19 protein-coding genes, 4 pseudogenes and 1 other annotated feature are annotated in these 22,718 nt (G+C 62.2%); of the genes and pseudogenes, 16 read left to right on the top strand and 7 right to left on the bottom strand.

Going from position 1 to position 22,718, the window contains the following annotated elements; translation table 11 throughout:
• The first annotated feature begins 100 nt into the window (after positions 1–100).
• A complete protein-coding gene (locus tag DDZ14_RS19450) occupies positions 101–334 on the top strand; it encodes a hypothetical protein (protein ID WP_146193156.1) in 234 nt (77 codons plus the stop codon).
• 377 nt (positions 335–711) lie between these two features.
• On the opposite strand, the gene DDZ14_RS14860 is transcribed toward DDZ14_RS19450, so the two are convergent.
• Positions 712–1,695 (bottom strand): hypothetical protein, encoded by a 984-nt coding sequence (locus DDZ14_RS14860; RefSeq protein ID WP_146193155.1) that lies wholly within the window; start codon positions 1,693–1,695, stop codon positions 712–714.
• Between the two features lie 322 nt (positions 1,696–2,017).
• On the opposite strand from DDZ14_RS14860, the gene DDZ14_RS14855 reads away from it, so the two are divergent.
• From DDZ14_RS14855 to DDZ14_RS14845, 3 genes and pseudogenes are all read left to right on the top strand, one after another.
• Positions 2,018–2,722: an IS6 family transposase gene (locus DDZ14_RS14855; protein WP_109425767.1), complete on the top strand. Its 705-nt coding sequence runs from the start codon at positions 2,018–2,020 to the stop codon at positions 2,720–2,722.
• A 12-nt stretch (positions 2,723–2,734) separates the two neighbouring features.
• Entirely contained in the window at positions 2,735–3,421 is a 687-nt protein-coding gene (locus DDZ14_RS14850; protein WP_109425766.1) for a gamma-glutamyltransferase, read from the top strand.
• 567 nt (positions 3,422–3,988) lie between these two features.
• A pseudogene (locus tag DDZ14_RS14845) lies at positions 3,989–4,420 on the top strand (transposase); the annotation flags it as partial.
• Positions 4,421–4,474: 54 nt separating this feature from the next.
• Here the strand turns inward: DDZ14_RS14845 and DDZ14_RS14840 are convergent.
• Both DDZ14_RS14840 and DDZ14_RS14835 read right to left on the bottom strand, forming a co-directional pair.
• A pseudogene (locus DDZ14_RS14840) lies at positions 4,475–4,630 on the bottom strand (SulP family inorganic anion transporter); the annotation flags it as partial.
• Between the two features lie 68 nt (positions 4,631–4,698).
• Positions 4,699–4,755 (bottom strand) — a sequence feature (sul1 is cis-regulatory element that is thought to sense ions involved in sulfur or methionine metabolism; They are found in Alphaproteobacteria).
• Between the two features lie 292 nt (positions 4,756–5,047).
• Positions 5,048–5,716: a TetR/AcrR family transcriptional regulator gene (locus DDZ14_RS14835; RefSeq protein ID WP_109425765.1), complete on the bottom strand. Its 669-nt coding sequence runs from the start codon at positions 5,714–5,716 to the stop codon at positions 5,048–5,050.
• 116 nt (positions 5,717–5,832) lie between these two features.
• On the opposite strand from DDZ14_RS14835, the gene DDZ14_RS14830 reads away from it, so the two are divergent.
• On the top strand, positions 5,833–7,872 hold the full coding sequence (locus DDZ14_RS14830) for an NADH:flavin oxidoreductase (protein WP_109425764.1): 2,040 nt from the start codon (positions 5,833–5,835) through the stop codon (positions 7,870–7,872).
• A gap of 134 nt (positions 7,873–8,006) precedes the next feature.
• Here DDZ14_RS14830 and DDZ14_RS14825 read toward each other — a convergent pair whose 3' ends face one another.
• Positions 8,007–8,957 carry a GlxA family transcriptional regulator gene (locus tag DDZ14_RS14825; protein WP_109425763.1) on the bottom strand — a complete coding sequence of 317 codons (951 nt, stop codon included), beginning with the start codon at positions 8,955–8,957 and terminating at the stop codon, positions 8,007–8,009.
• Positions 8,958–9,126: 169 nt separating this feature from the next.
• On the opposite strand from DDZ14_RS14825, the gene DDZ14_RS14820 reads away from it, so the two are divergent.
• Genes DDZ14_RS14820 through DDZ14_RS14810 form a run of 3 tightly spaced genes read left to right on the top strand, consistent with a single transcriptional unit; the run spans position 9,127 to position 12,883 of the window.
• Positions 9,127–10,029, top strand: a complete 903-nt coding sequence (locus DDZ14_RS14820; RefSeq protein ID WP_109425762.1) for a dihydrodipicolinate synthase family protein — start codon at positions 9,127–9,129, stop codon at positions 10,027–10,029.
• Between the two features lie 5 nt (positions 10,030–10,034).
• Entirely contained in the window at positions 10,035–11,546 is a 1,512-nt protein-coding gene (locus DDZ14_RS14815; RefSeq protein WP_109425761.1) for an aldehyde dehydrogenase, read from the top strand.
• Positions 11,543–12,883, top strand: coding sequence for an FAD-binding oxidoreductase (locus DDZ14_RS14810; RefSeq protein ID WP_109425760.1), 1,341 nt, complete (start codon positions 11,543–11,545; stop codon positions 12,881–12,883). The genes DDZ14_RS14815 and DDZ14_RS14810 overlap by 4 nt, the downstream gene beginning before the upstream one ends.
• A gap of 231 nt (positions 12,884–13,114) precedes the next feature.
• Here the strand turns inward: DDZ14_RS14810 and DDZ14_RS14805 are convergent, their stop codons facing one another.
• The 3 genes from DDZ14_RS14805 to DDZ14_RS14795 all read right to left on the bottom strand — a co-directional run bounded on the left by DDZ14_RS14805 (position 13,115) and on the right by DDZ14_RS14795 (position 16,996).
• The gene (locus DDZ14_RS14805) at positions 13,115–14,683 is read right to left on the bottom strand and encodes a trimethylamine methyltransferase family protein (protein WP_109425759.1); all 1,569 of its coding nucleotides are present in this window, start codon (positions 14,681–14,683) and stop codon (positions 13,115–13,117) included.
• Between the two features lie 226 nt (positions 14,684–14,909).
• Entirely contained in the window at positions 14,910–15,695 is a 786-nt protein-coding gene (locus tag DDZ14_RS14800) for a slipin family protein (RefSeq protein WP_109425758.1), read from the bottom strand.
• A gap of 2 nt (positions 15,696–15,697) precedes the next feature.
• On the bottom strand, positions 15,698–16,996 hold the full coding sequence (locus tag DDZ14_RS14795) for a nodulation protein NfeD (protein WP_233252599.1): 1,299 nt from the start codon (positions 16,994–16,996) through the stop codon (positions 15,698–15,700).
• A 591-nt stretch (positions 16,997–17,587) separates the two neighbouring features.
• Between DDZ14_RS14795 and DDZ14_RS14790 the strand changes: the two genes are divergently transcribed.
• The 8 genes and pseudogenes from DDZ14_RS14790 to DDZ14_RS20150 all read left to right on the top strand — a co-directional run bounded on the left by DDZ14_RS14790 (position 17,588) and on the right by DDZ14_RS20150 (position 22,578).
• A complete protein-coding gene (locus DDZ14_RS14790; RefSeq protein ID WP_233252598.1) occupies positions 17,588–18,109 on the top strand; it encodes a hypothetical protein in 522 nt (173 codons plus the stop codon).
• 256 nt (positions 18,110–18,365) lie between these two features.
• Entirely contained in the window at positions 18,366–18,677 is a 312-nt protein-coding gene (locus DDZ14_RS14785) for an STAS domain-containing protein (RefSeq protein ID WP_109425756.1), read from the top strand.
• Positions 18,674–19,036 (top strand): response regulator, encoded by a 363-nt coding sequence (locus DDZ14_RS14780; RefSeq protein WP_109425755.1) that lies wholly within the window; start codon positions 18,674–18,676, stop codon positions 19,034–19,036. Before DDZ14_RS14785 ends, DDZ14_RS14780 begins: the two co-directional genes overlap by 4 nt.
• Positions 19,037–19,045: 9 nt before the next feature.
• Positions 19,046–21,181: a chemotaxis protein CheA gene (locus DDZ14_RS14775; RefSeq protein ID WP_109425754.1), complete on the top strand. Its 2,136-nt coding sequence runs from the start codon at positions 19,046–19,048 to the stop codon at positions 21,179–21,181.
• A complete protein-coding gene (locus DDZ14_RS14770; RefSeq protein ID WP_109425753.1) occupies positions 21,174–21,644 on the top strand; it encodes a chemotaxis protein CheW in 471 nt (156 codons plus the stop codon). The genes DDZ14_RS14775 and DDZ14_RS14770 overlap by 8 nt, the downstream gene beginning before the upstream one ends.
• Positions 21,641–22,060 (top strand): annotated as a pseudogene (locus DDZ14_RS20155) (CheR family methyltransferase); the annotation flags it as partial. The gene DDZ14_RS14770 and the pseudogene DDZ14_RS20155, both read left to right, overlap by 4 nt.
• Before the next feature lies 1 nt (position 22,061).
• Positions 22,062–22,148, top strand: a pseudogene (locus DDZ14_RS20275) (hypothetical protein); the annotation flags it as partial.
• A 49-nt stretch (positions 22,149–22,197) separates the two neighbouring features.
• Entirely contained in the window at positions 22,198–22,578 is a 381-nt protein-coding gene (locus DDZ14_RS20150) for a CheR family methyltransferase (RefSeq protein WP_109425751.1), read from the top strand.
• The last annotated feature ends 140 nt before the right edge of the window (positions 22,579–22,718 follow it).

Below are 22,718 nucleotides of genomic sequence, written 5' to 3'. Positions count from 1 at the left end.
GCAGCCAAGCCGCACTTCATCCTGAAAGGTATTATCAGAAGAAACCAGGTTGAGGCGGAAAGGATGGCTTCTTAGGGCTCTGTCAGAGCATATCTTTTGAATGGGGCAATGTGCCGGCGTAGCCTCTGCTGAAATCCAAACGCTCCCCGTTCAAGTCCTCAATGACCAGCCCGAACTCATCCGCCAGGAGGCCTTGATGTATGTATTTTTTACGTTCTCGCTTTGGAGTATCGGAGCTATGCGCCATAAACGGGATGCGGCCTTTTCCGTACAAAATGTGGTGGGTTTGTATTCACGTGACACGCGCAAACTCAAGCCTGATCGCTATGGCTGATGACTTGGAAGATTTGGATATTCTAAAATCAATGGGTTACGGGTCAGAGAATGTTGGACCCCGGTCCCGTCCCCTCCGCCACTTTATATATGTAAACAATTGTTATTATTATATAATTCTATAGTATGCAGGATTATATCCCCCTTAGCACCCCCCCCCGCCGCATTGGCTTGGATATCTAAGAAAAGCATGATGACCAAGCGTTAGTGGCGTTTCACTGATTACGCACCTTTGCGGACGCTCCTGAGCAGACTGAACGCCGCGGTGCCCTCTCCAGAGCCTACGTTCATGGACTGCGCAGCATCGACTAAGATGCGGAAGTCGGCTCGGCGGACGGAGCGGACTCTGGGCCAATGCCTTCGTGGAGAGTAAGAAAATTAACTTGTCAGTGGAACTGTGGCTCCGGTGGGTAGTGCGAAAAGTTTATCGTCTTTGTCCGCAAGTGGAACCTCAGTGCGATAGCGCATGAAGTCACCGTTGCCCAAATCGTGGTGATGCATTTGAAGCGGACCAAGTCTATCGACTACCACTTTAACCACTTCCCTGTCGCCCAAAAAACCGACCAAGCGCGTGGAACCGTTCCACTCCATTGCCCAAGACCAGCATTCCGCCCCGGGGTGGCGTCGGACACAGACTCTGTAGAAACCTTCTGCCGTATGTCCAAGTATGCGCGGTTCCCACTCCAAGACGGCATCGGCGAAATCCGCGATGATCTTGTTACCGTAGTCAGCGCGCCTCACCATTATCAGTGGGTGGTAGCCCCCGGTCCACCAATAGCCGCGCTCTTCATCCTGTTGGTAAGTGATCCAGTTGAAGAACCCGGCGAGTTGAAGGCGAGCCAGTTCAAAGGCGCGGTCTTTATCAATCTGCGGCGGCGACGTGAAGTTGAAGCTGAATTTCCCGTTCGGTCCAAATGGCACGTGGAGTTTCATGTTCTCGTGGCTGTCCTTCACCGGTTTCTTCGTTCGGCGGCTAATCGCCTTCGCAGCCTTGCGCAGCGCCTCTTCTTTCGCAGCGTCATCATAGTCGAGATGCGTCTCGCCGTGTTCCGGGTGTAGTGTGATCGCCGATATGTCATTCTCCAGATCGGCCTTCCGGTTGTTACAGGGACCGCAGGCATTCACGATCAGATTCCAGTGCCCGTTCAGCTTTCCCTTGGGGACGAATCTACGGCCCAAGACATGCTCCTTGGTGACGGGCTTCGCGGTCAAGTCGCAGGCGCAATAGGGGCAGATCACGTTTCGAAGCCGAATTGCCCGATTGACGGGAAGATGGGTCAGGGTTGGCGTTAACATGTTCGTCACAGATTTCTCGAATAGTTGCAGACAAGTCGGAGCTTTGCGCAGAAGTCCTTTACTCATTCGTAAGAGCCGAAGTTCGCTGCATTCTGACAAATTGGCAAGACGGACTCGAAGCCCACCTGCGCCGACCCAGTGGGCTACTCCATCCCGACCCCGCTTGATCGACATAGACGGCCCTGAACAGGCCATCGCCAGCGCGTTACTCGCCGCGGCGCAGCTTCTCAAGAGCGGATACTGGTGTAGTGCCTAGTGTTCGCCACCTGACAAAAGGTTCCCAGTCTGCCTCTGGTGCGCGCTCGGTCGCTCGGACGAAGGTACGAGGGGCGGTGCTGTCAAAGGAACTTGGCTTGCGGCGGGGCAGGGTGCTGAGTAGCGTCTCCAGATGACCAAACCCAGCCCCTTCAAGTGGTTCAAGACCAGCCCCGAGATCATCCGCCTGGCGGTGATGCTCTATGTCCGGTTCCCGCTTTCGCTCCGTAACGTCGAGGATTTGCTCCACGAGCGCGGCGTCGATGTCAGCCACGAGACGGTCCGGTTCTGGTGGCACAGGTTCGGCCCGATGTTTGCCTCCGAAATCCGGAAACGTCGGATCGAGGGCATGCGATCGAGCCGGTGGCGGTGGCATCTCGACGAGATCTTCGTGAAGATCAACGGTGAAAGGCACTATCTTTGGCGCGCGGTTGATCACGAAGGCGAAGTTCTTGAGAGCTTTGTCACCAAGACGCGCGACAAGAAGGCCGCATTGAAATTCCTGAGAAAAGCAATGCGAAAGCACGGTCGGCCCGAGGTGGTCGTGACGGACAAACTCCGGTCCTACGGTGCGGCTCTGAGGGAGATCGGCGCAGGCGCCCGGCAGGAGACGGGCCGTTGGGTGAACAACAGAGCGGAAAATTCACACCTTCCGTTCCGACGACGCGAGCGGGCGATGCTCCGGTTCCGGCGCATGCGAAGTTTGCAAAAGTTCGCCGCCGTCCACGCCTCCGTCTCAAACCACTTCAACCAGGAACGCAGCCTCTCCCGTCGCAACACCTTCAAGGCCAACCGTGCCGCCGCACTCGCCGAGTGGCGCGGTCTTCTCGCGGCATAAGGTGCAGCTTCACTGTCCTTCCAGAGACTGGTTCGAATTAGTCTGCCAGCACCGCTCGATGCGATCCTGTCAAAGGATTGGGCCGCCGGGTTGCGGACGCGCATTTCCACCGATCACGCCATGCAGGATATCGGCCCGCTTGGCCTCTCTACCTCGGAGACGGTCTACATGACCGTGGTCGACCGCGACCTGAATACGGTCAGTTTCATAAACTCGATCTTCGATTCCTTCGGCAGCGGTATCCTCTGCCCGGACACGGGCGTGCTCTTCCAGAATCGCGGCAATTCCTTCACGCTCGATCCCTCGCACCCCAACGCGCTGGCCCCTGGCAAGCGGCCAATGCACACGATCATGCCGGGCATGGCGACGGAAGGCGGCCGCGTCCGGCTGTCCTTCGGCGTTATGGGCGGAGACTATCAGCCATTCGGACATGCCCGGATCGTCTCAAACCTCGTTGATTACGGCATGGATCTGCAGGCGGCCATTGACATGCCGCGGCTTCTGGCCACCGGCGCGGAGGTCGAGGTCGAACGCAGCCTGCCGCCTGCGATCCTGCATGCCTTGGCCGACAAGGGGCACCGCTTGCGCGTGTCGCAAGATCCTCTCGGAGGCTGCCAGGCAATTCTCATCGACCATGACCGGGGACTTCTTAGCGGCGGTTCGGATGCGCGCAAGGACGGTCATGCGGCAGGATACTGATCCTGAGCGATGTCGCGAGGCAAATCAGGAAAACGGTGACATCGGTAGTGCAGCGGGTATTGTGGCGACTATGGTGATTGCGATGGCCAGTTAGAAAAGACAAGCAATTGCTGATCGAGAAATTCCTACCGACGGCCCACAGACGGATGAGTTGTATCGCAACGGATGTCGCACTCTTGCACGCGGCGCGGCTGCTGGAACGTGATCATGACATGCTGTTGGTCTGCGATACGACGGCCGGTTGGTCGGCGTTCTTACCAAAACCGACGCGGTGCGCCAGATCGGGATCTGCACTGTTACCAGTTGCACCGCGCCCGTTTCGCCTCGCTCCGCATGCGCCGGCCCGACCGCCCTTCTAAAACCTCGATCCTGCCCGCGTAGCTATCCGTTGAGCCGTCCAAAGGGTATTGTCAGAAGAACTTCGTTTGCTAAGCTGACAATGGCTCGTTTGTTGGTCTCGTCGGCGCTCTGAAAGGTCTTTCTCCTTACAGAACAATATATTGTACCCTCTCGTCAGTGGGGACCGCGGGGAAGGAAGGCCAGACGCGATTCTTCTGACAGTGCCGCGAGAGGCACTACCTGTGGCGGGCCGTCGATCACGAAGGCGAGGTTCTGGAAAGCTTCGTCACGAAGACCCGGGACAAGAAGGCCGCATTGAAATTCCTGAGAAAAGCAATGCGCAAGCACGGCCGACCCGAGGTGATCGTGACGGACAAACTCCGGTCTTACGGCGCCGCGCTCAGGGAGATCGGCGCCGGCGCTCGGCAGGAGACCGGCCGCTGGGCGAACAACAGGGCAGAGAATTCCCATCTCCCGTTCCGACGACGGGAGCGAGCAATGCTCCGGTTCCGGCGCATGCGAAGTTTGCAGAAATTCGCCGCCGTCCACGCTTCCGTCTCGAACCACTTCAACCAGGAACGCAGCCTTTCCAGCAGACCGCTCTTCAAGGCCAACCGCGCCGCCGCTCTCGCCGAGTGGCGCCAGCTCGGCGCGGCATAAGGGACAGGCATCCTGCCCTTGCGTAGACTGGTTCGAATTGGTCTGACACCACCAGAAGCTGGCATAGAGGCCCACCTTCGGGTCCACGCCCGCGATAATGGAGAAGGCGATGGCCTCGGGAATGAGCGCCAGCGCCACGACCAATCCGGCAAGGAGGTCGCCGCGAATGTTGCCCAGCCACTGGCCACGGTAAGCGTCGAGTGAGATCATGAAATAGGTATCCAATACCGGCCTTCGCGCAATCCGCCAGGCCAGTGTGCAACTGCATCGTTGTCTGTCGTTGTCCGGCGGATCGGCGGCCGGAAGAGCCACCCGGAATCGCTTCCGGGTCCATGTTCGCTGCGGTGCGGCATAGGGGCTTTTCGCCGGAAGGGCAACACTATTGCGTCCGGCCAGGGACGATCTTCTTGCCGAGCAGCTACGGCGTGGCAACCTGCTCAAGAGATCAGAAGATCTCGCTGACGCCCCGGACGAATCGCTCCTGCGTTAGGTGGAGCGTACCGCTATTCACCTGTGATGCCCGCGTGAGCGGTGCGGAAGGTTCGCGACGACCAGGGCGGCTGCGACAGTCGGTCGGGAATGTGAAGGTCGAGGTGTAGTCGTCCGGGCGGGTAAATGGCGACGCCGTCAGTTTTCGCAGGACACCGTCGCGTCCGGCGGCAGGCCGATCTGGGCGCCGAAGCGTGCCATTTCGGCCTCGCTCGGCTCCCGCCCGGAGAATGTCTTGATGTAGTAGGGCACGCGGGACATGCGTGTTTCCAGGCATTCGGACGACTGCATGGAGATATACCCGATCTGCACCAGATAGACGGTTCGCGCGCGCACGTCCGCCTCGCCCGGATCGAAGCCGAACCGCTCGAATACGCTCCGAATCGCATTCAGCCTCCGCTCGTCGGAATCCGAGACACGGGCGGTTACCGCCTCGGATTGGTGCGCCCATCCCCGTACCGCGAGATCGAAACGCGGCTCGAAGCGGGCTTCGTCCAGGAACACGGCAATGATGTTCAGGACGGCTTCGGACACGGTCTCGGCGTAGGCCTCGCAACCAGCGACGAGGGCCCGTGTATTCGTATCGTCCCAAAGTTCCAGAAGCGCATCGAGGATCGCGGCGCGATCCTTGAAGAACCAGTAGAAACTGGTTCGCGAGAGGTTCAGCCGATTGGCGAGAGGCTGGATCTTGACCGCGTCGATGCCGCTTTCGAGAAACGCGGCCTTGGCCGCATCGAGCCATAGCTCCCGCGACCCGCGCCAGCCGCTGGTCTTTTGAAGGTCATAGCTGGGTTCACGCCCGTCCATGCGCCGAGAGTAACGGGGCGTGCGGTCGGTCGCAACAAAAATAGACATATATGAACTTAAACTTGACATAAGTGAACAAATTACGGAACGATAGCGCAAGCCAAGGGAGTGCTGCCATGTCGAAAGACCCATTGTTCCAGCCCTATCAGCTCAAGCATCTGACGCTGAAGAACCGGCTCATGATTACCAGCCACGAACCTGCCTATCCCGAGGACGGCATGCCGAAGGAGCGCTACCGCGCCTATCACGTGGAGCGCGCGCGGGGGGGCGTCGGGCTTACCATGACCGCTGGCTCGGCGAGCGTGGCGCGGGACAGCCCGCCGGTCTTCAACAACATTCTGGCGTGGAAAGACGAGGTCGTGGGCTGGATGCGGCAGCTTACCGAGGAATGCCACGAGCATGACTGCGCCGTGATGATCCAGTTGACGCATCTTGGCCGCCGAACCCGCTGGGACAAGGCCGACTGGCTGCCGGTGGTCTCTCCCGGCCACGAGCGCGAGCCGTCGCACAAGGCCTTTCCGAAGAAGGCCGAGGACTGGGATATCGCGCGGCTGATCCAGGACTATGCCGCGGCGGCCGAGCGCATGAAGGCGGCCGGTCTCGACGGGATCGAGATCCAGGCCTACGGACACCTGATGGACCAGTTCTGGTCACCGCTCACCAACGATCTCGACGGCCCTTATGGAGGGTCCAGCCTGGACAACCGGTTGCGTTTCACCTTCGATGTGCTGAAGGCGATGCGCGACGCCTGTGGCCCTGAGTTCATCATCGGCGTGCGCTACACCGGCGACGAAGACCTGCCCGGTGGGCTGACGAAGGAGGACGGGCTCGAGATCTCGCGCCGCTTGAAGGATTGCGGTCAGGTGGATTTCCTCAATGTGGTGAAGGGGCATATCGACACCGATGCCGGGCTGACCGATGTCATCCCGGTGCAGGGCATGAAGTCGGCCCCGCATCTCGACTTTGCCGGAGAGATCCGCGCGGCGACCGAATTCCCGACCTTCCACGCCGCGAAGATTCAGGACGTGGCGACCGCGCGTCACGCCATCGCCTCGGGCAAGCTCGACCTGGTGGGGATGACCCGCGCACATATGGCCGACCCGCATATCGTCGCCAAGATCCAGCGCGGCGAAGAGGACCGCATCCGCCCTTGCGTCGGCGCGAACTACTGCCTTGACCGAATCTACCAGGGCGGCATGGCGCTTTGCGTCCATAATCCCTCGACCGGCCGCGAGATCGAACAGCCGCACCGGATCGGGAAAGCGGACACTCCGCGCCGGATCGTGATCGTGGGCGCCGGACCCGCCGGGATGGAAGCCGCGCGGGTGGCCTCGGAACGGGGGCATGAGGTGATCGTCCACGAGGCGGCAAACGATCCGGGAGGGCAGATCCGGCTGACCGCGCAGACCGAGCGGCGTCGGGAAATGATGCAAATCATCGATTGGCGCCGGGCCGAATGTGAACGGAACGGGGTGCGCATCAATTTCAACAGCTTCGCCGATGAAGAGACGGTGCTGGCGGACGCGCCCGATGTCGTCATCGTGGCCACCGGGGGATTGCCCCATACCGATGTGCTCGCCGAAGGCAACGAACTGGTGGTGTCCGCATGGGACATTCTCGCGGGCGATGCCGCGCCGGGTAGCAACGTGCTCATCTACGACGATGCCGGCGACTATCCCGCCCTGCAGGCGGCCGAGAAGATCGCCGAGACCGGGGCGAAAGTGGAGATCGTATCGCGCGACCGGAACATCGTGCCCGAGGTGATGGCCATGTCGCTCACGCCTTCGCTTCGCATCCTTCAGGTCCGCGATGTCATCTTCACGCCGACCTGGCGCGTGGATGCGGTGCGCCGCGAGGGCAACGGGCTGGTTACCACGCTGGGGAGCGATTACGGCAAGATGACGCGCGAACGCCGGGTGGATCAGGTTGTCGTCAACCACGGGACGCGGCCCCTGGACGATCTCTATTTCGACCTTCGTGCAGGTGCGACGAACCTGGGCGAGGTGGATTACGAGGCGCTGATTGCGCGACAGCCCCAGACGGTCGCCCGCAATCCGGAAGGACGCTATCAGCTTTACCGCGTGGGTGACGCGGTCGCAGCGCGCAACACCCATGCCGCGATTTACGACGCGCTGCGACTGATGCGGACACTTTAGGGGAATGGCCTCCAGCCTCAGGCAGCAAGGGTCGCGTTGTGGGTCCGCATCCGGCTTGGCCATGTGCGCTGGACGAACTGAAGGGGAGCCATGTCCGAACGGAAACCGGCCCCGGTCGCGGCGTTCGTCGAAGATCAGCTCAGGCGTCCTCGCTGCAACATCGGTGTGACCCCGAACGACGTGCGGTAGACGCGGGAGAAGTGGCCGGGGCTTTCGAAACCGCAGGCCATCGACACCTCGGTGACCGACATCTCGGTCTGCAACAGAAGATGGCGCGCACGCTCCAGCCGCATTTCCATGTAGAACTTCTTGGGCGATGTATTCAGGTATTTCCCGAACAGACGCTCAAGCTGCCGGGTCGATACCCCCAGATCCCGCGCGATCACCGAGGGCGAAACCGGGCTGTCCAGACGGTCGCGCATGATCCGGATGGCTCTTGTCAGATGGCGGTTTCGGATGCCGTTGCGCGATTGCAGCGACACCTTTTGGGCGGCAGTGGCATCGCGCACGGCGTTGTAGACCATCTGATCGGCCACCGCGACGGAAAGGTCGTATCCGTGGTCCCGCTCGATCAGGTGCAGGATCAGGTCGGCGGTTGCCGTGCCGCCCGAGGCAGTGATGTGCCGCTCGTCCGCCACGAAGACATTGCGCACGAGATGAACGTCGGGAAATTCTTCCATGAAACTGTCGTGAAACTCCCAGTGGATCGCGGCCCGCATACCGTCCAGAAAGCCGGCCTTGGCCAGAATGTAGGCGCCCGAACATAGCGCGCCGATCCGGGTTCCGTGCATGCGCTTGCGGCGCAGGGCCGCCATCAGGCTGCGGCAGTCCTGCCGGCGGACATGGATACCGGACAGCACGAAGAGCCGGTCGCATTCCGGAAGGCTGTCGAAGCCGTGGTGGACCAGGGTCACCGACCCGTTGGAGCTTGTGGCCGTCTGGCCGTTCGCCGATCCGAAGGACCAACTGTAGAGATCCTGGCCGCTGACCAGATTGGCAATCCGCAGCGGATCGACCGCGCAGGAGAAGACCAGATGAGTGAAGTCCTCGACCAACGCGAAGACGAAGTGCTGTGTGCCCGTCATATGCTGGCCCCTCCCGTCACGGCGGATGACGGCTTCTCGCGATGTTTCGGTCATGCAACCGTCTCCGGATGGTATACTAGGCCAATCTTGATTGTAGACAATATGTATTTTAATAAACCACAAAGAGTGTATAGTTAGCGCGCCCGGCATCCTGAGAGAGAGGAGCTACATGAATTTCGAGGGCATATACACGCCCGTCATCACGCCGTACCGTGAGGACGGGAGCATCGACCGGGACGCCTTTGCCGCGCAGATCGACTATCTTGTCGAAGCCGGCGTTCAAGGCATCGTCAATGGCGGCTCGACCGGCGAATACTACGCACAGTCGATGGAAGAGCGCGCCGAATTGGCGGCCTTCGCCAAGGAAGTGATCGGCGACCGCGTGCCGCTCGTCATCGGCGCCGTCGCCATCCGTCTGCCCGATTCGATCACGATGGCCGAAACGGCGGCCCGGATCGGCGCCGATGCGATCCTCGTCGGCTCGCCACCCTATTCGGTGCCGACCGAGCGCGAGAACGCGCTCAATGCGCTTGCCATCGACCGGGCGGCCGACCTGCCGGTCATCCTCTACAATTATCCCGGACGAATGGGCATCAATATGGGCGAGGAGTTCCTCGACCGCGTCGGCCGCAGCCGGAATTTCCGCGGCATCAAGGAAAGCTCGGGCGATATCAACCGGGTGCATCTGCTGGCCCGCGACTACCCGCATATCCAACTTGGCTGCGGCATGGACGACCAGGCGCTGGAATTCTTTGCCTGGGGGGCGCCGTTCTGGATCTGCGGCGGGTCGAATTTCCTGCCGAAGGAGCATGTCGCGCTGTGGAAGGCATGCATGATCGAGGGCGATTTCAGCAAGGGGCGCCGGATCATGTCGGCGATGATGCCGCTGATGCGGGTGCTCGAGCAGGGCGGCAAGTTCATCCAGTGCATAAAGCATGGCTGCGAGATGACTGGCAACTACGCCGGGCCGCCGCGCCCACCGCTGCGCGCCCTGAACAAGGATGACAAGCGGCAGCTTGAACAGGTGGTGCGCGTCCTGAAGCGCACCGTGGCCGAAATCGAAGCGGAGTAAGCGCCATGACAGATCTTCTGACAACCGACGAATACAAGGCCGTCGCCGCTGGTCTGGCCCTGCCCGATCAGGCATTCATCGACGGCAGTTTCCGCCCCGCGAAATCGGGCGATACTTTTGACAGCATCAACCCGGCGACGGGCGAGGTGCTGGCCAGGGTTGCGGCCTGCGGCGCCGAAGACGTGGATTTCGCGGTGGAGAAGGCGCGCGACGCCTTCGAGGACGGGCGCTGGTCGCGCCTGCATCCGTCCGAGCGCAAGGAGGTGCTGATCCGTCTGGCCAAGCTGATGAAACGCAACGCACGCGAACACGCACGCGAACTGGCGGTCATGGAAAGCCTCGACAGCGGCAAGACGATCTACGATTGCGAAACCGTGGACGTGCCCGAGACCATCCACTGCCTGGTCTGGCACGCGGAACTGATCGACAAGATCTACGATCAGGTCGCGCCGGCCTCGGACAACCATATGGCCATGATCGTCCGCGAGCCCGTGGGCGTGGTGGGCCTTGTCCTGCCATGGAACTTCCCGCTTCTGATGCTGGCCTGGAAGATCGGCCCAGCGCTGGCCGCGGGCTGCTCGGTCATCGTGAAGCCAGCCGAGGAAACCTCGCTCACCGCGCTGCGAGTGGCCGAACTTGCGATGGAGGCCGGCGTGCCGGCGGGTGTCTTCAATGTCATCACCGGCAGCGGAGCCGAGGTCGGCGAACCGCTCGGGCGTCATATGGATGTGGACATGATTTCGTTCACCGGCTCCACCGCGACCGGCCGGCGTTTCCTGGGTTATGCTTCGGAGTCGAACCTCAAGGAAGTGACGCTTGAGATGGGCGGCAAGAACCCGGCAGTGGTGCTGGACGATGCCGAAAACCTCGACCGCGTGGCCGCGCATGTCGTCAACGGCGCCTTCTGGAACATGGGCGAGAACTGTTCGGCCGCATCCCGGCTGATCGTGCAAAAGGGTGTCAAGGACGCGCTCATGGAGCGGATCGTCGCCCATGCCCGCGAATGGCCGATGGGTGATCCGCTCGATCCGGAGAACCGCGTCGGGGCACTGGTCAGCCAGGCGCACTTCGACAAGGTCTGCTCCTATCTCGGCAAGGGGGCCAAGGTGCTCCTTGGCGGCAAGGCCGAGGCGGGATTCGTGGAGCCGACGGTCCTCGATGTCGACGACCGCGAGGCCGCGCAGGTCCGCGAGGAGATCTTCGGGCCGGTCCTGTCGGTGCTGACCGTCGAGAGCTTCGACGAGGCGATTGCGCTGGCGAATGACACGCAATACGGGCTCGCCGCCTCGATATTCACCGCGAATGTCAAGCGGGCGATCCGCGGCGCACGGGCAATCCGGGCCGGAACGGTCACCGTCAACAGCTTCGGCGAGGGCGACATCACGACCCCGTTCGGCGGCTTCAAGCAGTCGGGATTCGGCGGACGCGACAACGGTGTCCAAGCGCATGACCAGTACACGCAGGTCAAGACGATCTGGATCGATCTGAGCGACGACGCCGACGAGGCCGTGGATTGAGCAGCTATGCCGCCTTTCGGCTGCCGGTCCAACTGGGACCCGCAGCCTGGAATGCCATACTCGGGCCGCAAGAGGCGCGACCCCGGCTGGAAGGGGGCCGCACGGCCGATTTCGTGGTCGTCGGCGCCGGTTTCGCCGGGCTGTCGGCCGCGCGGCGGCTGACCCAGTTGCAACCCGGTGCCCGGATCGCGGTGCTGGAGGCCGGGCGGCTCGCGGACGGCGCGGCCGGGCGCAATTCGGGCTTCATGATCGACCTGCCGCATGATCTGGCCTCGGAGGATTACGCGGGATCCGGGGACGACCGGGGATTGATCGGTCTCAACCGGCAGGCCATTGCTTTCGCCCGCGAGGCGGTAGAGGAGTACGGTATAGACCCGAACTTTTTCGACCCCGCGGGCAAGGTGAACGGCGCTTTCAGCGACAAGGCACGGGCGAATAACGAAAGCTACGCCAGACACCTCGCCTCGCTCGGCGAGGCCAGCGAGATGCTGGATGCCCGGCAGATGCAGGACCTGACGGGATCGCGCCACTATCAATCGGGGCTCTACACGGCGGGCACCCATATGTTGCAGCCTGCGGGCTATATCCGGGGTCTGGGTCGCGGGTTGGCGGGGCAGGGGGTCGAGATTTTCGAGAAGAGCCCTGTGACCGGACTGGAAAGACAGGGGGATGCCTGGTCGGTGCGAACGCAGCGCGGAAGTATCAGTGCCGCCCGCGTGATCCTGACCGTGAACGGCCATCTCGAAAGCTTCGGCTTCGAACGCGGGCGGTTGATGCAGCTCTTTCTCTACGCGGTGATGACGCCCGAGCTCGGGAGCGAGGACCTCAGGAAGCTGGGCGGGCGGACACGCTGGGGCATCACGCCGTCGGACCCGATGGGCACGACCGTGCGCCGGATCGACGGCGCGCAGGGCGGAAACCGCATCGTGACCCGCACTTGCGCCACTCTCAGGCCGGACGCCAAGCCGTCCAGTGCCGACCTCGCGCGTGCCGCAAATGTCATGCAGCGCAAGTTCGACCAGCGCTTTCCGCAACTGGCGGGTATGCGGATGGAATACGCTTGGGCCGGGCATCTCTGCCTCAGCCTGAATGGCGTCTCGGTGATGCGCAAACTCGATGACGGTCTTTTTTCGGGCTGCGTTCAGAACGGGCTGGGCACCACGCGCGGAACCCTGACCGGGATCGGTGCGGCCGAGCTCGCCTGCGGCGAGACCAGTGCGATCACCGAACATTTCGCCGCCGAGGCACGTCCCCAACGCCTTCCGCCGCAGCCGATCCGGCAGATCGGTGCGAACGCGGTGCTCCGCTGGAAGGAATGGCGGGCTCGCGACGAGTAGCCGTGCCAGGCATCCCCGATCCGGGGCCGGGGCAGGCCGCGCCGGGTCACCCGGCCACCGCAACACCAGACCTGTGATGGCGGCGCCTTCCTCGGCGGCGAGGGATGCGGCGGTCGTGGGCACCTCTTCAGGGCGTCCGGTTCGGTCAACCGCCATCTCGAGACGCGGCTGGTATCCAAAGGCAGAAAAAAGCCCGCCGAGATCGGCGGGCAAGTTTAGGGAGATGGAAGCTCAGTAACTCTGGTTCAGTTCGCTCGCCGCCGGGATCTCGCGCTCGCGCCGGGCGATGTAGTCCCGCAGCGCCTCGTCCCTGGCGACGTCCAGCATGGGCTGCTGGTATTCAGACAGAAGATTGCGGGCATGGTTCAGGGCCCGTTCGGTGATTTCCTTCTCCCCGTCGGCCACCCATTGCTCGATCGAGTTGTTATCGAAAAGCTCGGGCATGAAGAAGGCGGACTGGAAATTCTCCTGCGTGTGGGGATGCCCCAGATAATGCCCGCCCGGCCCGACATCCGGTACCGCGGAAAGCGCCTGGTCGAAATCGTCCCATTTCGGACCTTCGCCCAGGCGGTGGGCCATCGCGCATTGCACGGCATCGACCACGAATTTCGCAATCGAACAGTGCATCCCGGCCTCGTTCCAGCCGGCCGCGTGCCAGATGTAGTTGGCGCCGGCATGGATAACGGCGGAGAGCGTGCTGGCGCTCTCGTAGCCCGCCTGGGCGTCGAAGGTCTTGGCCCCGCCGAGGCTGCCCGAGGTCCGCCAGGGCACACCGTAATGGCGCGCCATCTGCCCGATCATGAAATTCATCAGGCCGATCTCCGGCGTGCCGGCCATCGGCGCGCCGGATCTCATGCTGACGGTCGAAAGGTAGTGGCCATAGATCGCCGGGCAGCCCTTGCGGATCACCTGGGTATAGGCCAGCGCCGACAACGCCTCGGCATTGAGTTGCGCGACCGCTGCGGGCACGCTGGCCGGGGTATTCGCCCCGCCCAGCACGAAGGGCGAGCAGAGCACCGGCTGGTTGCGGCGGCAAAACGCACGCATCGCGCCCAGCATCGTCTCGTCCCACACCAGCGGCGAGTTGCCGTTGCAGTTGCCGGTGGTGACAGGGTGGTCTTCCAGGTAGTCCTCGCCAAAGAGGATGGCACACATCTCCATCACGTCCTCGGCGTTCTTCGGGCTGGTGGTCATGCCCATGAACATCTTGTCGGAATGCATCATCGAGGAATAGGTGATCCGCAGATGCCGCTGGCTGATGGGATGGTCGTAAGGCTCGACGATGTGATGGGCCGTGGAATGCAGCGCCGGAAGCATATGGGCAAGCTTGTGAAACGTAGCGAGATCCTCAAGCATCGGATTGCGCCGCACGTTGTCAAGGTCACGCAGGAAGGGCGCGCCGGTCATCGGCACGAAGATCGAATGCGGCCCGCCGAGGCGCACATTGTTGGCCGGGTTGCGGGCGTGATAGGTGAATTCCGCCGGGATCGTTCTGATCAGCTCGCGCACAAGGCCACGATCCAGGAAGACCCTTTCACCGACAACCTTGGCGCCCGCCGTCTTCCAATCCTCCAGCGCGATCGGATCCCGGAAATGCACGCCCACATTCTCGAGAATGTTCATCGAGGCATTGTCGAGCCGCTCGACATGGGCCTCGTCCATGACCTCGCAATAGGGGATATTGCGGGTAAGTCCGGGCAGCATCCTGAAATCGCGCGTCGTCCGCAAGGTGCGCCGGGCCGCGCGTCCGCCGGAGCGCCCGCCGGACCGGGCCTTGTTCGCCTTACCAGCTTCGCTCATCCTGTTCCCTCCAAGTTCGACACAGGGTGATATCACCCGCATCAGACCGCTTGCAGGAATGCGATATCCTTTTGCAGGAAGCGACATCCCGGCCGGCCGAGCCTTACAGATGCCGTGCGCCCCGACAGGATAATTCGGTGCAGCCGGATCTATAGGGGCGCGACCTTCACGGATCGCATCGGCGCGTCATCCGGAATCCATCGGGCCAGACCAGTCGCGATTGGTCTCATTCACCAGAACCGTCCCCCGGTCCCCTGGTCCGTATCGGAAGCAGATCGATCGGGAGGGGGAATATCACTGTGTGGGTCTTGTCCGTTGCGATATCGTTGAGCGCATTGAAATACCTCAACTGCATCGCGTTGGGCTGGGCGGCGAGCATCTTGCCGGCTTCGACCAGTTTGGTTGCGGCCTGCTGTTCGCCTTCGGCGTTGATCACCCGCGCGCGCCGAATCCGCTCGGCCTCGGCCTGTTTGGCGATCGCGCGCACCATGCTTTCGTCTATATCCACATGCTTGATCTCCACATTCGCGACCTTGATGCCCCAGGCATCCGTCTGGCGATCGAGGATCTCCTGGATATCAGCGTTGAGCTTGTCGCGCTCGGCCAGCATCTCGTCGAGTTCATGCTTGCCCAGAACCGAGCGCAGGGTGGTCTGGGCCAGCTGGCTGACTGCGGCGCGGAAATCGGCGACGTTGATGATGGCGCGCTGCGGATCGACGATGCGGAAATAGATCACCGCATTGACCTTGACCGACACATTGTCGCGGCTGATCACGTCCTGGGTCGGCACGTCTTCGACATACATCCTGAGATCGGTGCGCACCACCTGCTGCACGAAGGGGATCAGGAGCACGAAGCCCGGTCCGGAGACCCGCGTGAACCGACCGAGCGTGAACACGACACCGCGCTCGTATTCCCGGAAGATGAAGATGGCATAGTAGAGGACCAGAACTATCAGCAGAATGCCGAAAAGCTGCAAGATCCAGTCGAAGAACGCGAAATCGAATTGCATGTCTAACCTCCCTGATCCGGCTGTGGCTTCGTGGTGGCCTCGACGGTGAGCGTCAGTCCATCAACTCCGCAGACTTGCGCCTCCTGGCCCGCGGTCAGGTCGTCGGAGCCCCGCGCGTGCCAGCGTTCGCCTTCGGCCCAGACGAAGCCTGTGCCGCGGTCCCATTCCAGCACACGCGCTGGAGCCCCGATCATTCGCGCGCGCCCGCTCACCGGGGCGGCTCTGTAGGCGCGCATCGTGAAGCCCAGCAGCAGGATCAGCACGGCGGCGCTGACCGCGGCTATCGTGCCGATCATCCACCACGAGATCTGATAGGCGGGAACGTCCGTATCGACGAGCATCGACGCCCCGACCACGAAGGCCACGACGCCGCCGATGCCAAGGATGCCGAAGGTCGGCGTCAGCGCCTCGACGACCATGAACGCGATGCCGAGCCCGATCAGCGCCAGCCCCGCGTAATCCAGCGGCAACTGATTGAGCGCATAGAGCCCGATCACCAGGCTGATGGCACCCACGACACCGGGCACCACGGCGCCCGGATTCCAGAATTCGAAGATCAGCCCGTATATGCCGATCATCATCAGGATCAGCGCGACATTCGGGTTCGAGAGCACGCTGAGGACGCGGGTGATCGCGTCCATCTCGACGGCCTCGACCGGAAGGCCGGCGACCGCCAGGGTCCAGTCGGCTCCCCCGACATCCACGGTTCGCCCATCGGCCGCGGCCAGCAGGGCATCGACATCCGCGGCGACGATTTCGATCACGTTCTCGTCTCGTGCGGCTTGCGCGGACAGGCTGGCCGCTTCGCGCACGGCGCGCTCGGCCCAGTCGGCATTACGCCCGTGCATTTCCGCCAGGCTGCGGATCAGGGCGACGGCATCGTTGGTCGCCTTCGCCGCCATCGCGTCCGGTGGGCGCGACTGTGCGGGTGGGGTTTCACTGCTTTCGTCGTCCGAGCCCTCGGGGTGCTCGGAACCGCCTTTCCCTTTGTCCCGCGGCTGGCGATCCTCGCCCGGTGTACCCCCTGGCAATCCGTCGAGTTGCACCGGCGTTGCCGCGCCAAGATTGGTGCCCGGCGCCATCGCGGCGACATGCGTTGCGTAGAGGATATATGTGCCCGCGCTCGCTGCATGCGCCCCGGATGGCGCGACATATCCGATCACCGGAACGGAAGATGCGAGCACGCCCGAGATGATCTCGCGCATCGCGTCCGCCAGACCGCCCGGCGTGTTCATCCGCAGCACGAGCGCGGCCGCGCGCCGTTCCGTGGCAATGCCGATGACACGATTGACATGTCTCACCGTCGCCGGTCCGATCGGACCTTCGATTGCCGCCATGAGCACAACGGGATCGGTATCTCGCTTGTGTGTCTCCTGTGAGGCCGCCGGCAGGATGCCCGGTAGGGCGATGATCGCGGCCGCAAGGAGACTGCACAACCATTTGAAAAGTGGCACTTTCGCCTCCCTTTCGGAAATATAGCCGTTTAGGCGTCCTGCAACAATGGTGCCGGCTCGCCATGCGTGGATTTACTTGGGCTCTGCCCGATTGCGTCGGATTGATTGTGTGGGCGGCTCCAGCCGAACGGCATCGCAATGGGGCGTGTCGATGCTGCGTAAGAGCCTGAAAAGTAAAGGAGCCGCCAAGAATTGACGCCACCGTTCTTCCCGATCAAGATTCCGAGAGAACGCTGTGCCCTCGCGCATATTTGGGCCGATCCGTGGTATGGTTTCAGGGCGTGCGGCGATGGCGACGTCGAGACGGTCCCCACGTGATGATGAATGTCGCCGAAAATTGCCTGAAGTGTGGGACCTCATCCCGACGCCATTCTGACCGCGAACGCAAATCGGAATGACATTCGGAGGACGCACGAAATGGGCCGAATACTTGCAAGCGTGACCGCTGCGGCGCTCTCGGCCGCGAGCACACTCCATGCCCAGAGCGCCGGAACCGAGGCCGACATCGCCGACGCTCAAAGCGTCTGGAACGCGATGACCGAAGCCGGGCTGGCTGGTCCGGGAGCCATCATGACGCTGCCATATGACGGAACCGAGCCGCATGGCATGCAGCTCGAAACATTCTTCTCGGAAGCCACCGCCGATGGACATAGCGGCTTGCTGGTGGTGAAACGCAACTATGGTCCGGAAGGTGTGAGCGCCGAGGACGTGCTGGCCGATCCGGATGCGCATCTTGCCGCGATCACCGTCATGTTCCAGCGCGAGGACGGCTACGATCCGGATAACAACAACTGGTTCTATGCCAAGTACCTGCCGGACGGTTCGCTGGACGAGAATCCTGCCGGAATGGCCTTGGCTGGTGCCGTCGGTCACGATATGTCAGGCGGATGCATCGCTTGTCACGTCGGTGCGGATGGCGACGACTATCTGTTTACGACCGACGCTTTCGGATCGGAATAGCCGGAGCGGCGGGTGTCGATACCCTGTGGCGTCTTGGAGGATGCCTTGCCGGGTACCGGGGCGAGGCGGCCTGAACCGGTCGCGCACCCGCCGCGGCAGGTCGTGGCATGTCCGGACCGCTAGCGGCCGGGATCAAGCTGAATATCCGATCCCGGTCCGAGACCTGGCGGGCGGCTTCGCCCTTTTGTCGGCGGCATGTAACGACTTATTAAATCCCGCGAAATAGCGTCACGTGGCAACAAACACGTGGACGGTTATGAGCGATATGACGGCACCGAAAGGCAAAGCTGCCGGTACTCCCATCAAATTGGCCGAACGTCTGGATTTCGCTGCGAGTGAGTCCCTCGCAGCGGCGATCGGCGATCGGCGCGGCGCAGCGCTGCAACTGAACGCTGGAAATGTGCGGTTCATCAGCGCGCTTTCGGCGGAAATCCTGATGCGTGCCCGGTCCGAATGGCAGGCCGATGGCCTGGGTTTTGGCGTGGTCGAACCGTCGACGGACTTCTTGCAGGGGCTGGCCCTGCTGGGAATTCCTGAAAATGGGCTGATCCGAGAGGATGTTGAATGACACGAATACTTGCCATTGACGATTCCAGGACCATGCGCAGCATGCTGCAATCCGCGCTGGCGGATGCCGGTTTCGACGTCGATCTGGCTGAAGACGGGGTGGACGGGCTTGAAAAGTTCGAAAGCACCGATCCCGATCTGATCATCACGGACATCAACATGCCGCGTCTCGACGGCTTCGGTTTCATCGAAGGTGTTCGGCGGGGCAGGCATGTATCCGCGGTGCCCATCCTTGTCCTGACGACGGAAACCGGCGCACAGCTCAAACAGAGGGCGCGGGACGCCGGCGCCACCGGCTGGATCGTCAAGCCATTCGACGAAGACAAGCTGATCTCGATCATCCAACGGCTTGTGGCGTAGGGGCAGGCGATGAACGATCTCAATGATATGTTCTTTCAGGAATGCGACGACCTGCTCGAAGGTCTGTCGTCGGGGCTCGATGACCTGGAAAACGGCAGCGGCGACGAAGAGACCGTCAACAGCATGTTCCGCGCCGTGCATTCCATCAAGGGCGGTGCCGGGGCGTTCGGTCTGGACCAGTTGGTCGGATTCGCCCACGCGATGGAGAACGTGCTCGACGATGTCCGTGCGGGGCGCTTGACGGCCGACGAAAACATCGTCGCGCTGCTCTTTACTGCCAGTGACCATCTGTCTGACCTGGTCGATGCCGCCCGAAACGGATCCGACGTGCCGCAAGGTCAGGGCGCTTCGATTCTGAGCGATCTCAAACTCGCGAGCGGGGTAACGGATGGCGATCCGGCTACAGAGGCTGCGGGCGCCAAAGAAGAACTGCCGGCGTTCGAGCCGTTGACCCTGACGGTTGACGGGGCTCTGCCGGAGCTTGACGAATTGCTGTCGCCGGCGGCCCCCGAAGTGACGGTGATCACCTTCAGGGCAACTCCGCAACTTTACGCAAACGGACATGATCCGGCACTGCTGTTTCGCGGCCTCGAAGACCTGGGAAATCTGACCGTCGAAGCCGATCTGTCATCCATCGTACCGCTGCGGGATGCACCGTGGTCCACGCCTTCGCCGTCCTGGAAAATAAGGATTGTGCCCGATGACTCGGTGGACGAGGCGGCAATCCGGGACGTTTTCGAGTTCGTCGACGGCTTGTGTGAATTGGAGATATCCGCCGAAACCGCGCCGCCGGACAATGCAGTGGCGGCGCTTGTCGACGGCGCCCCGGAGGCGGAGGGGCCTTCGCCTTCCGCGGGACCGGGTCAGGGCGTGCTGACTGTGGTCGACCCCGCCGCCGGTACAAGGAAGACACAGGCTGCCCGTTCCAGCACCATACGCGTCGATCTTCAGCGGGTCGACCGGTTGATCAACCTGGTGGGCGAACTGGTCATAGCCGAGGCCATGCTGCGCCAGTCCATGGATGAGTTGCCTCACTCGGCCAACGGCCGCGTCGATGAGGCGATGAATCAGTTCAAGCAACTGTCGGGCGCAATCCAGGAAAGCGTGATGGCGATCCGCGCTCAACCGGTCCGGAGCCTGTTTCAACGCATGTCCAGAATCGTGCGGGAAACATCGAGGGAAGCCGGGAAGTCGGCCCGGTTGGTCACTATCGGTGACGCCACGGAAGTAGACAAGACTGTCACGGAACGCCTTGTCGAACCGCTGACCCACATGATCCGAAATGCCATAGACCACGGGCTCGAGGTGCCGGAGAAACGGCGCGCTGCGGGCAAGGATGAACGTGGCACGGTTACGCTTGAAGCGGCCCATCGGTCGGGGCGCGTGGTGATCACGCTCAGGGATGACGGCGCGGGCATCGACCGCGCAAGGGTGCGCCAGATCGCCGAAGAAAAGGGCATGATCCGACTGGAAGACGATCTTACGGATCCAGATATCGACAACCTATTGTTCCGGCCCGGGTTTTCCACCGCAAGCGAGGTATCCAACCTCTCGGGCCGCGGCGTCGGCATGGATGTCGTGCGCAACGAGATCCAGGCATTGGGCGGACGCGTCAGCTTGCAATCGGAACCTGGCAACGGCACCTCCGTGACGATTTCACTGCCGCTGACACTGGCGGTGCTCGAAGGCATGCTCGTGCGGGTGGCCGACCAGTCCTTGATCGTGCCCACCCTTCCGCTGCGGGAAATGCTGCAACCCGGACAGGCGCGTATCCACACATTGTGCGACGGCGACCGCGTACTCGCACTGGATAACGAGCTTGTGCCGATCACCGATCTGGGGGCGGCGCTCGGATACCGTGACGGCGCCGGTTGCATCGAACAGCAGTCCCTGCTGCTGATCGAGGGCGACTCGGGCCGCCGGTCGGCCCTGACCGTGGACGCGATAGCGGAACAGCGGGAGGTGGTGATCAAGGGGCTGGAGCAGAATTACCAAAGCATTCCCGGCATCGCCGCGGCCACGATCCTGGGCGACGGAAAAATAGCCCTCATCGTCGATACCGACCAGATGATTGCCTTGCCCGTCAAGAGTGGTGCGGCCGACCGACCCGCGCCGAACGTCACAGGAGACGCGTTTCATGCATGACAACGATATGGATACGAAATCCACCCGCCGCGTCGAGATTGTGTGTTTCACGGTCGAGGAACAGGATTTCTGCATCGAGATTTCGCATGTGCTGGAAATCCGGGGCTGGACCAGCACCACCACGCTGCCGCATGCGCCGGAATTCGTCGTTGGCATGATGAACCTGCGCGGCACTGTCCTGCCGGTAGTCGACCTGTCGTTGCGGCTTGGTTTCGGCAAGACGGAACCAGGCGAACGGCATGTCATCATCATCGCGCAGATCGACGAAAAGGTCGTAGGTTTCCTGGTTGACGGTGTGTCCGACATCATCACGGTAGACGAGGCCGAAATGCAGGTCGCGCCCGATGTGTCGTCTGCGCGGACCCAGGCCTTCCTGCGTGGCGTTCATTCCGTGGATGACAAACTGGTGCGCGCCATCGATGTGCGGGAAGTGCTGCCGCAGGCGGCGCGGCCGGACGCATGACGGAAAACCGCCATGATGATGCAGCGGGCCTGATCACCCCGCGCGAGTTTGCCCAAGTCGCTGAACTTCTGAAGCGGATAGCGGGTATAAACCTCAACCCCGGCAAACGGGCAATGGTATCGGGTCGGCTGAACAAATGGCTGAATGCACTGGGATACAGGTCGATCGGTTCGTATTGCGCCGCGCTGGCGGAGCCGGACAATGCCGATGAGCAGGATGAGTTCATTTCCGCCCTCACCACCAATATGACGCGGTTCAACCGCGAGTCGCATCATTTCACGCATCTGACCGAAAAGGTCCTGCCCGAGTTGCTGCGAACCGCGCGCGGTGGCGGGCGCGCCAGGATCTGGTCGGCGGGATGTTCCACCGGGGAAGAGGCTTACGACCTCGCCTTTCGTGTGCTGCAAGCCTGCCCTGATGCAAAAAAAACTCGATCTCCGGATTCTGGCCACCGATATCGACAAATCCGCGCTGGCAGCAGCGCAGGCCGGACTCTATCCCGTGGCGACCCTGGCGCAGCTTCCGGACGAGCAGGGCAAGCGGTTCTTCGACCATGAAGATGCCCCCCGCCGGCTTGGCCCGCGTTTGCCAGGCCGCGCGCGACCTGATTGCATTTCGCCGGTTGAACCTGGACGCGGATTGGCCGTTCCACGGCAGGTTCGACGCCATCATGTGCCGCAACGTTGCAATCTACTTCGACGAACAGACGCAGACGCGACTGTGGCGGCGCTTTGCCGACCGGCTGCAGACGGCTGGCGTGCTTTACATCGGGCATTCCGAAGCTTTGCCCAAGGAACTTGTGACCCGTTTCGATCAGGATGCGGCCGGGGCGTTCAGGGTTGTTGACGGCCGGTCCGAACCGGCCCGGCGGTCGGGCATATCAACGGAGAAAACCGATGAGTCTGAAGGACAAAATTCACATTCTTGTGGTTGACGACATGTCAACCTGACCAGCCCCACCTGAGTGGTCCGGTTTGAGTGTTAGTGCATGATCGGCCTCTGGTCCATTGGCAGGATGGTTTCCGGGGCCGGTGGGCGGTAGCCCAAGGCACTGTGGGGTCGTCTGGTGTTGTA

Origin of the sequence: Maritimibacter sp. 55A14 (assembly GCF_003122205.1) — a bacterium.
Classification (GTDB): domain Bacteria; phylum Pseudomonadota; class Alphaproteobacteria; order Rhodobacterales; family Rhodobacteraceae; genus QEYE01.
The sequence above is the reverse complement of the archived record's forward strand: the minus strand, read 5'-3'. Positions and strand labels throughout refer to the sequence as shown.

Bases quoted from the DNA above. Each gene is read 5' to 3' on its own strand.
- DDZ14_RS19450 (WP_146193156.1), top strand. From the start codon at position 101: ATGGGGCAATGTGCCGGCGTAGCCTCTGCTGAAATCCAAACGCTCCCC.
- DDZ14_RS14860 (WP_146193155.1), bottom strand. From the start codon at position 1,695: ATGAGTAAAGGACTTCTGCGCAAAGCTCCGACTTGTCTGCAACTATTC.
- DDZ14_RS14855 (WP_109425767.1), top strand. From the start codon at position 2,018: ATGACCAAACCCAGCCCCTTCAAGTGGTTCAAGACCAGCCCCGAGATC.
- DDZ14_RS14835 (WP_109425765.1), bottom strand. From the start codon at position 5,716: ATGGACGGGCGTGAACCCAGCTATGACCTTCAAAAGACCAGCGGCTGG.
- DDZ14_RS14830 (WP_109425764.1), top strand. From the start codon at position 5,833: ATGTCGAAAGACCCATTGTTCCAGCCCTATCAGCTCAAGCATCTGACG.
- DDZ14_RS14825 (WP_109425763.1), bottom strand. From the start codon at position 8,957: ATGACGGGCACACAGCACTTCGTCTTCGCGTTGGTCGAGGACTTCACT.
- DDZ14_RS14820 (WP_109425762.1), top strand. From the start codon at position 9,127: ATGAATTTCGAGGGCATATACACGCCCGTCATCACGCCGTACCGTGAG.
- DDZ14_RS14815 (WP_109425761.1), top strand. From the start codon at position 10,035: ATGACAGATCTTCTGACAACCGACGAATACAAGGCCGTCGCCGCTGGT.
- DDZ14_RS14805 (WP_109425759.1), bottom strand. From the start codon at position 14,683: ATGAGCGAAGCTGGTAAGGCGAACAAGGCCCGGTCCGGCGGGCGCTCC.
- DDZ14_RS14800 (WP_109425758.1), bottom strand. From the start codon at position 15,695: ATGCAATTCGATTTCGCGTTCTTCGACTGGATCTTGCAGCTTTTCGGC.
- DDZ14_RS14785 (WP_109425756.1), top strand. From the start codon at position 18,366: ATGAGCGATATGACGGCACCGAAAGGCAAAGCTGCCGGTACTCCCATC.
- DDZ14_RS14780 (WP_109425755.1), top strand. From the start codon at position 18,674: ATGACACGAATACTTGCCATTGACGATTCCAGGACCATGCGCAGCATG.
- DDZ14_RS14775 (WP_109425754.1), top strand. From the start codon at position 19,046: ATGAACGATCTCAATGATATGTTCTTTCAGGAATGCGACGACCTGCTC.
- DDZ14_RS14770 (WP_109425753.1), top strand. From the start codon at position 21,174: ATGCATGACAACGATATGGATACGAAATCCACCCGCCGCGTCGAGATT.
- DDZ14_RS20150 (WP_109425751.1), top strand. From the start codon at position 22,198: ATGAAGATGCCCCCCGCCGGCTTGGCCCGCGTTTGCCAGGCCGCGCGC.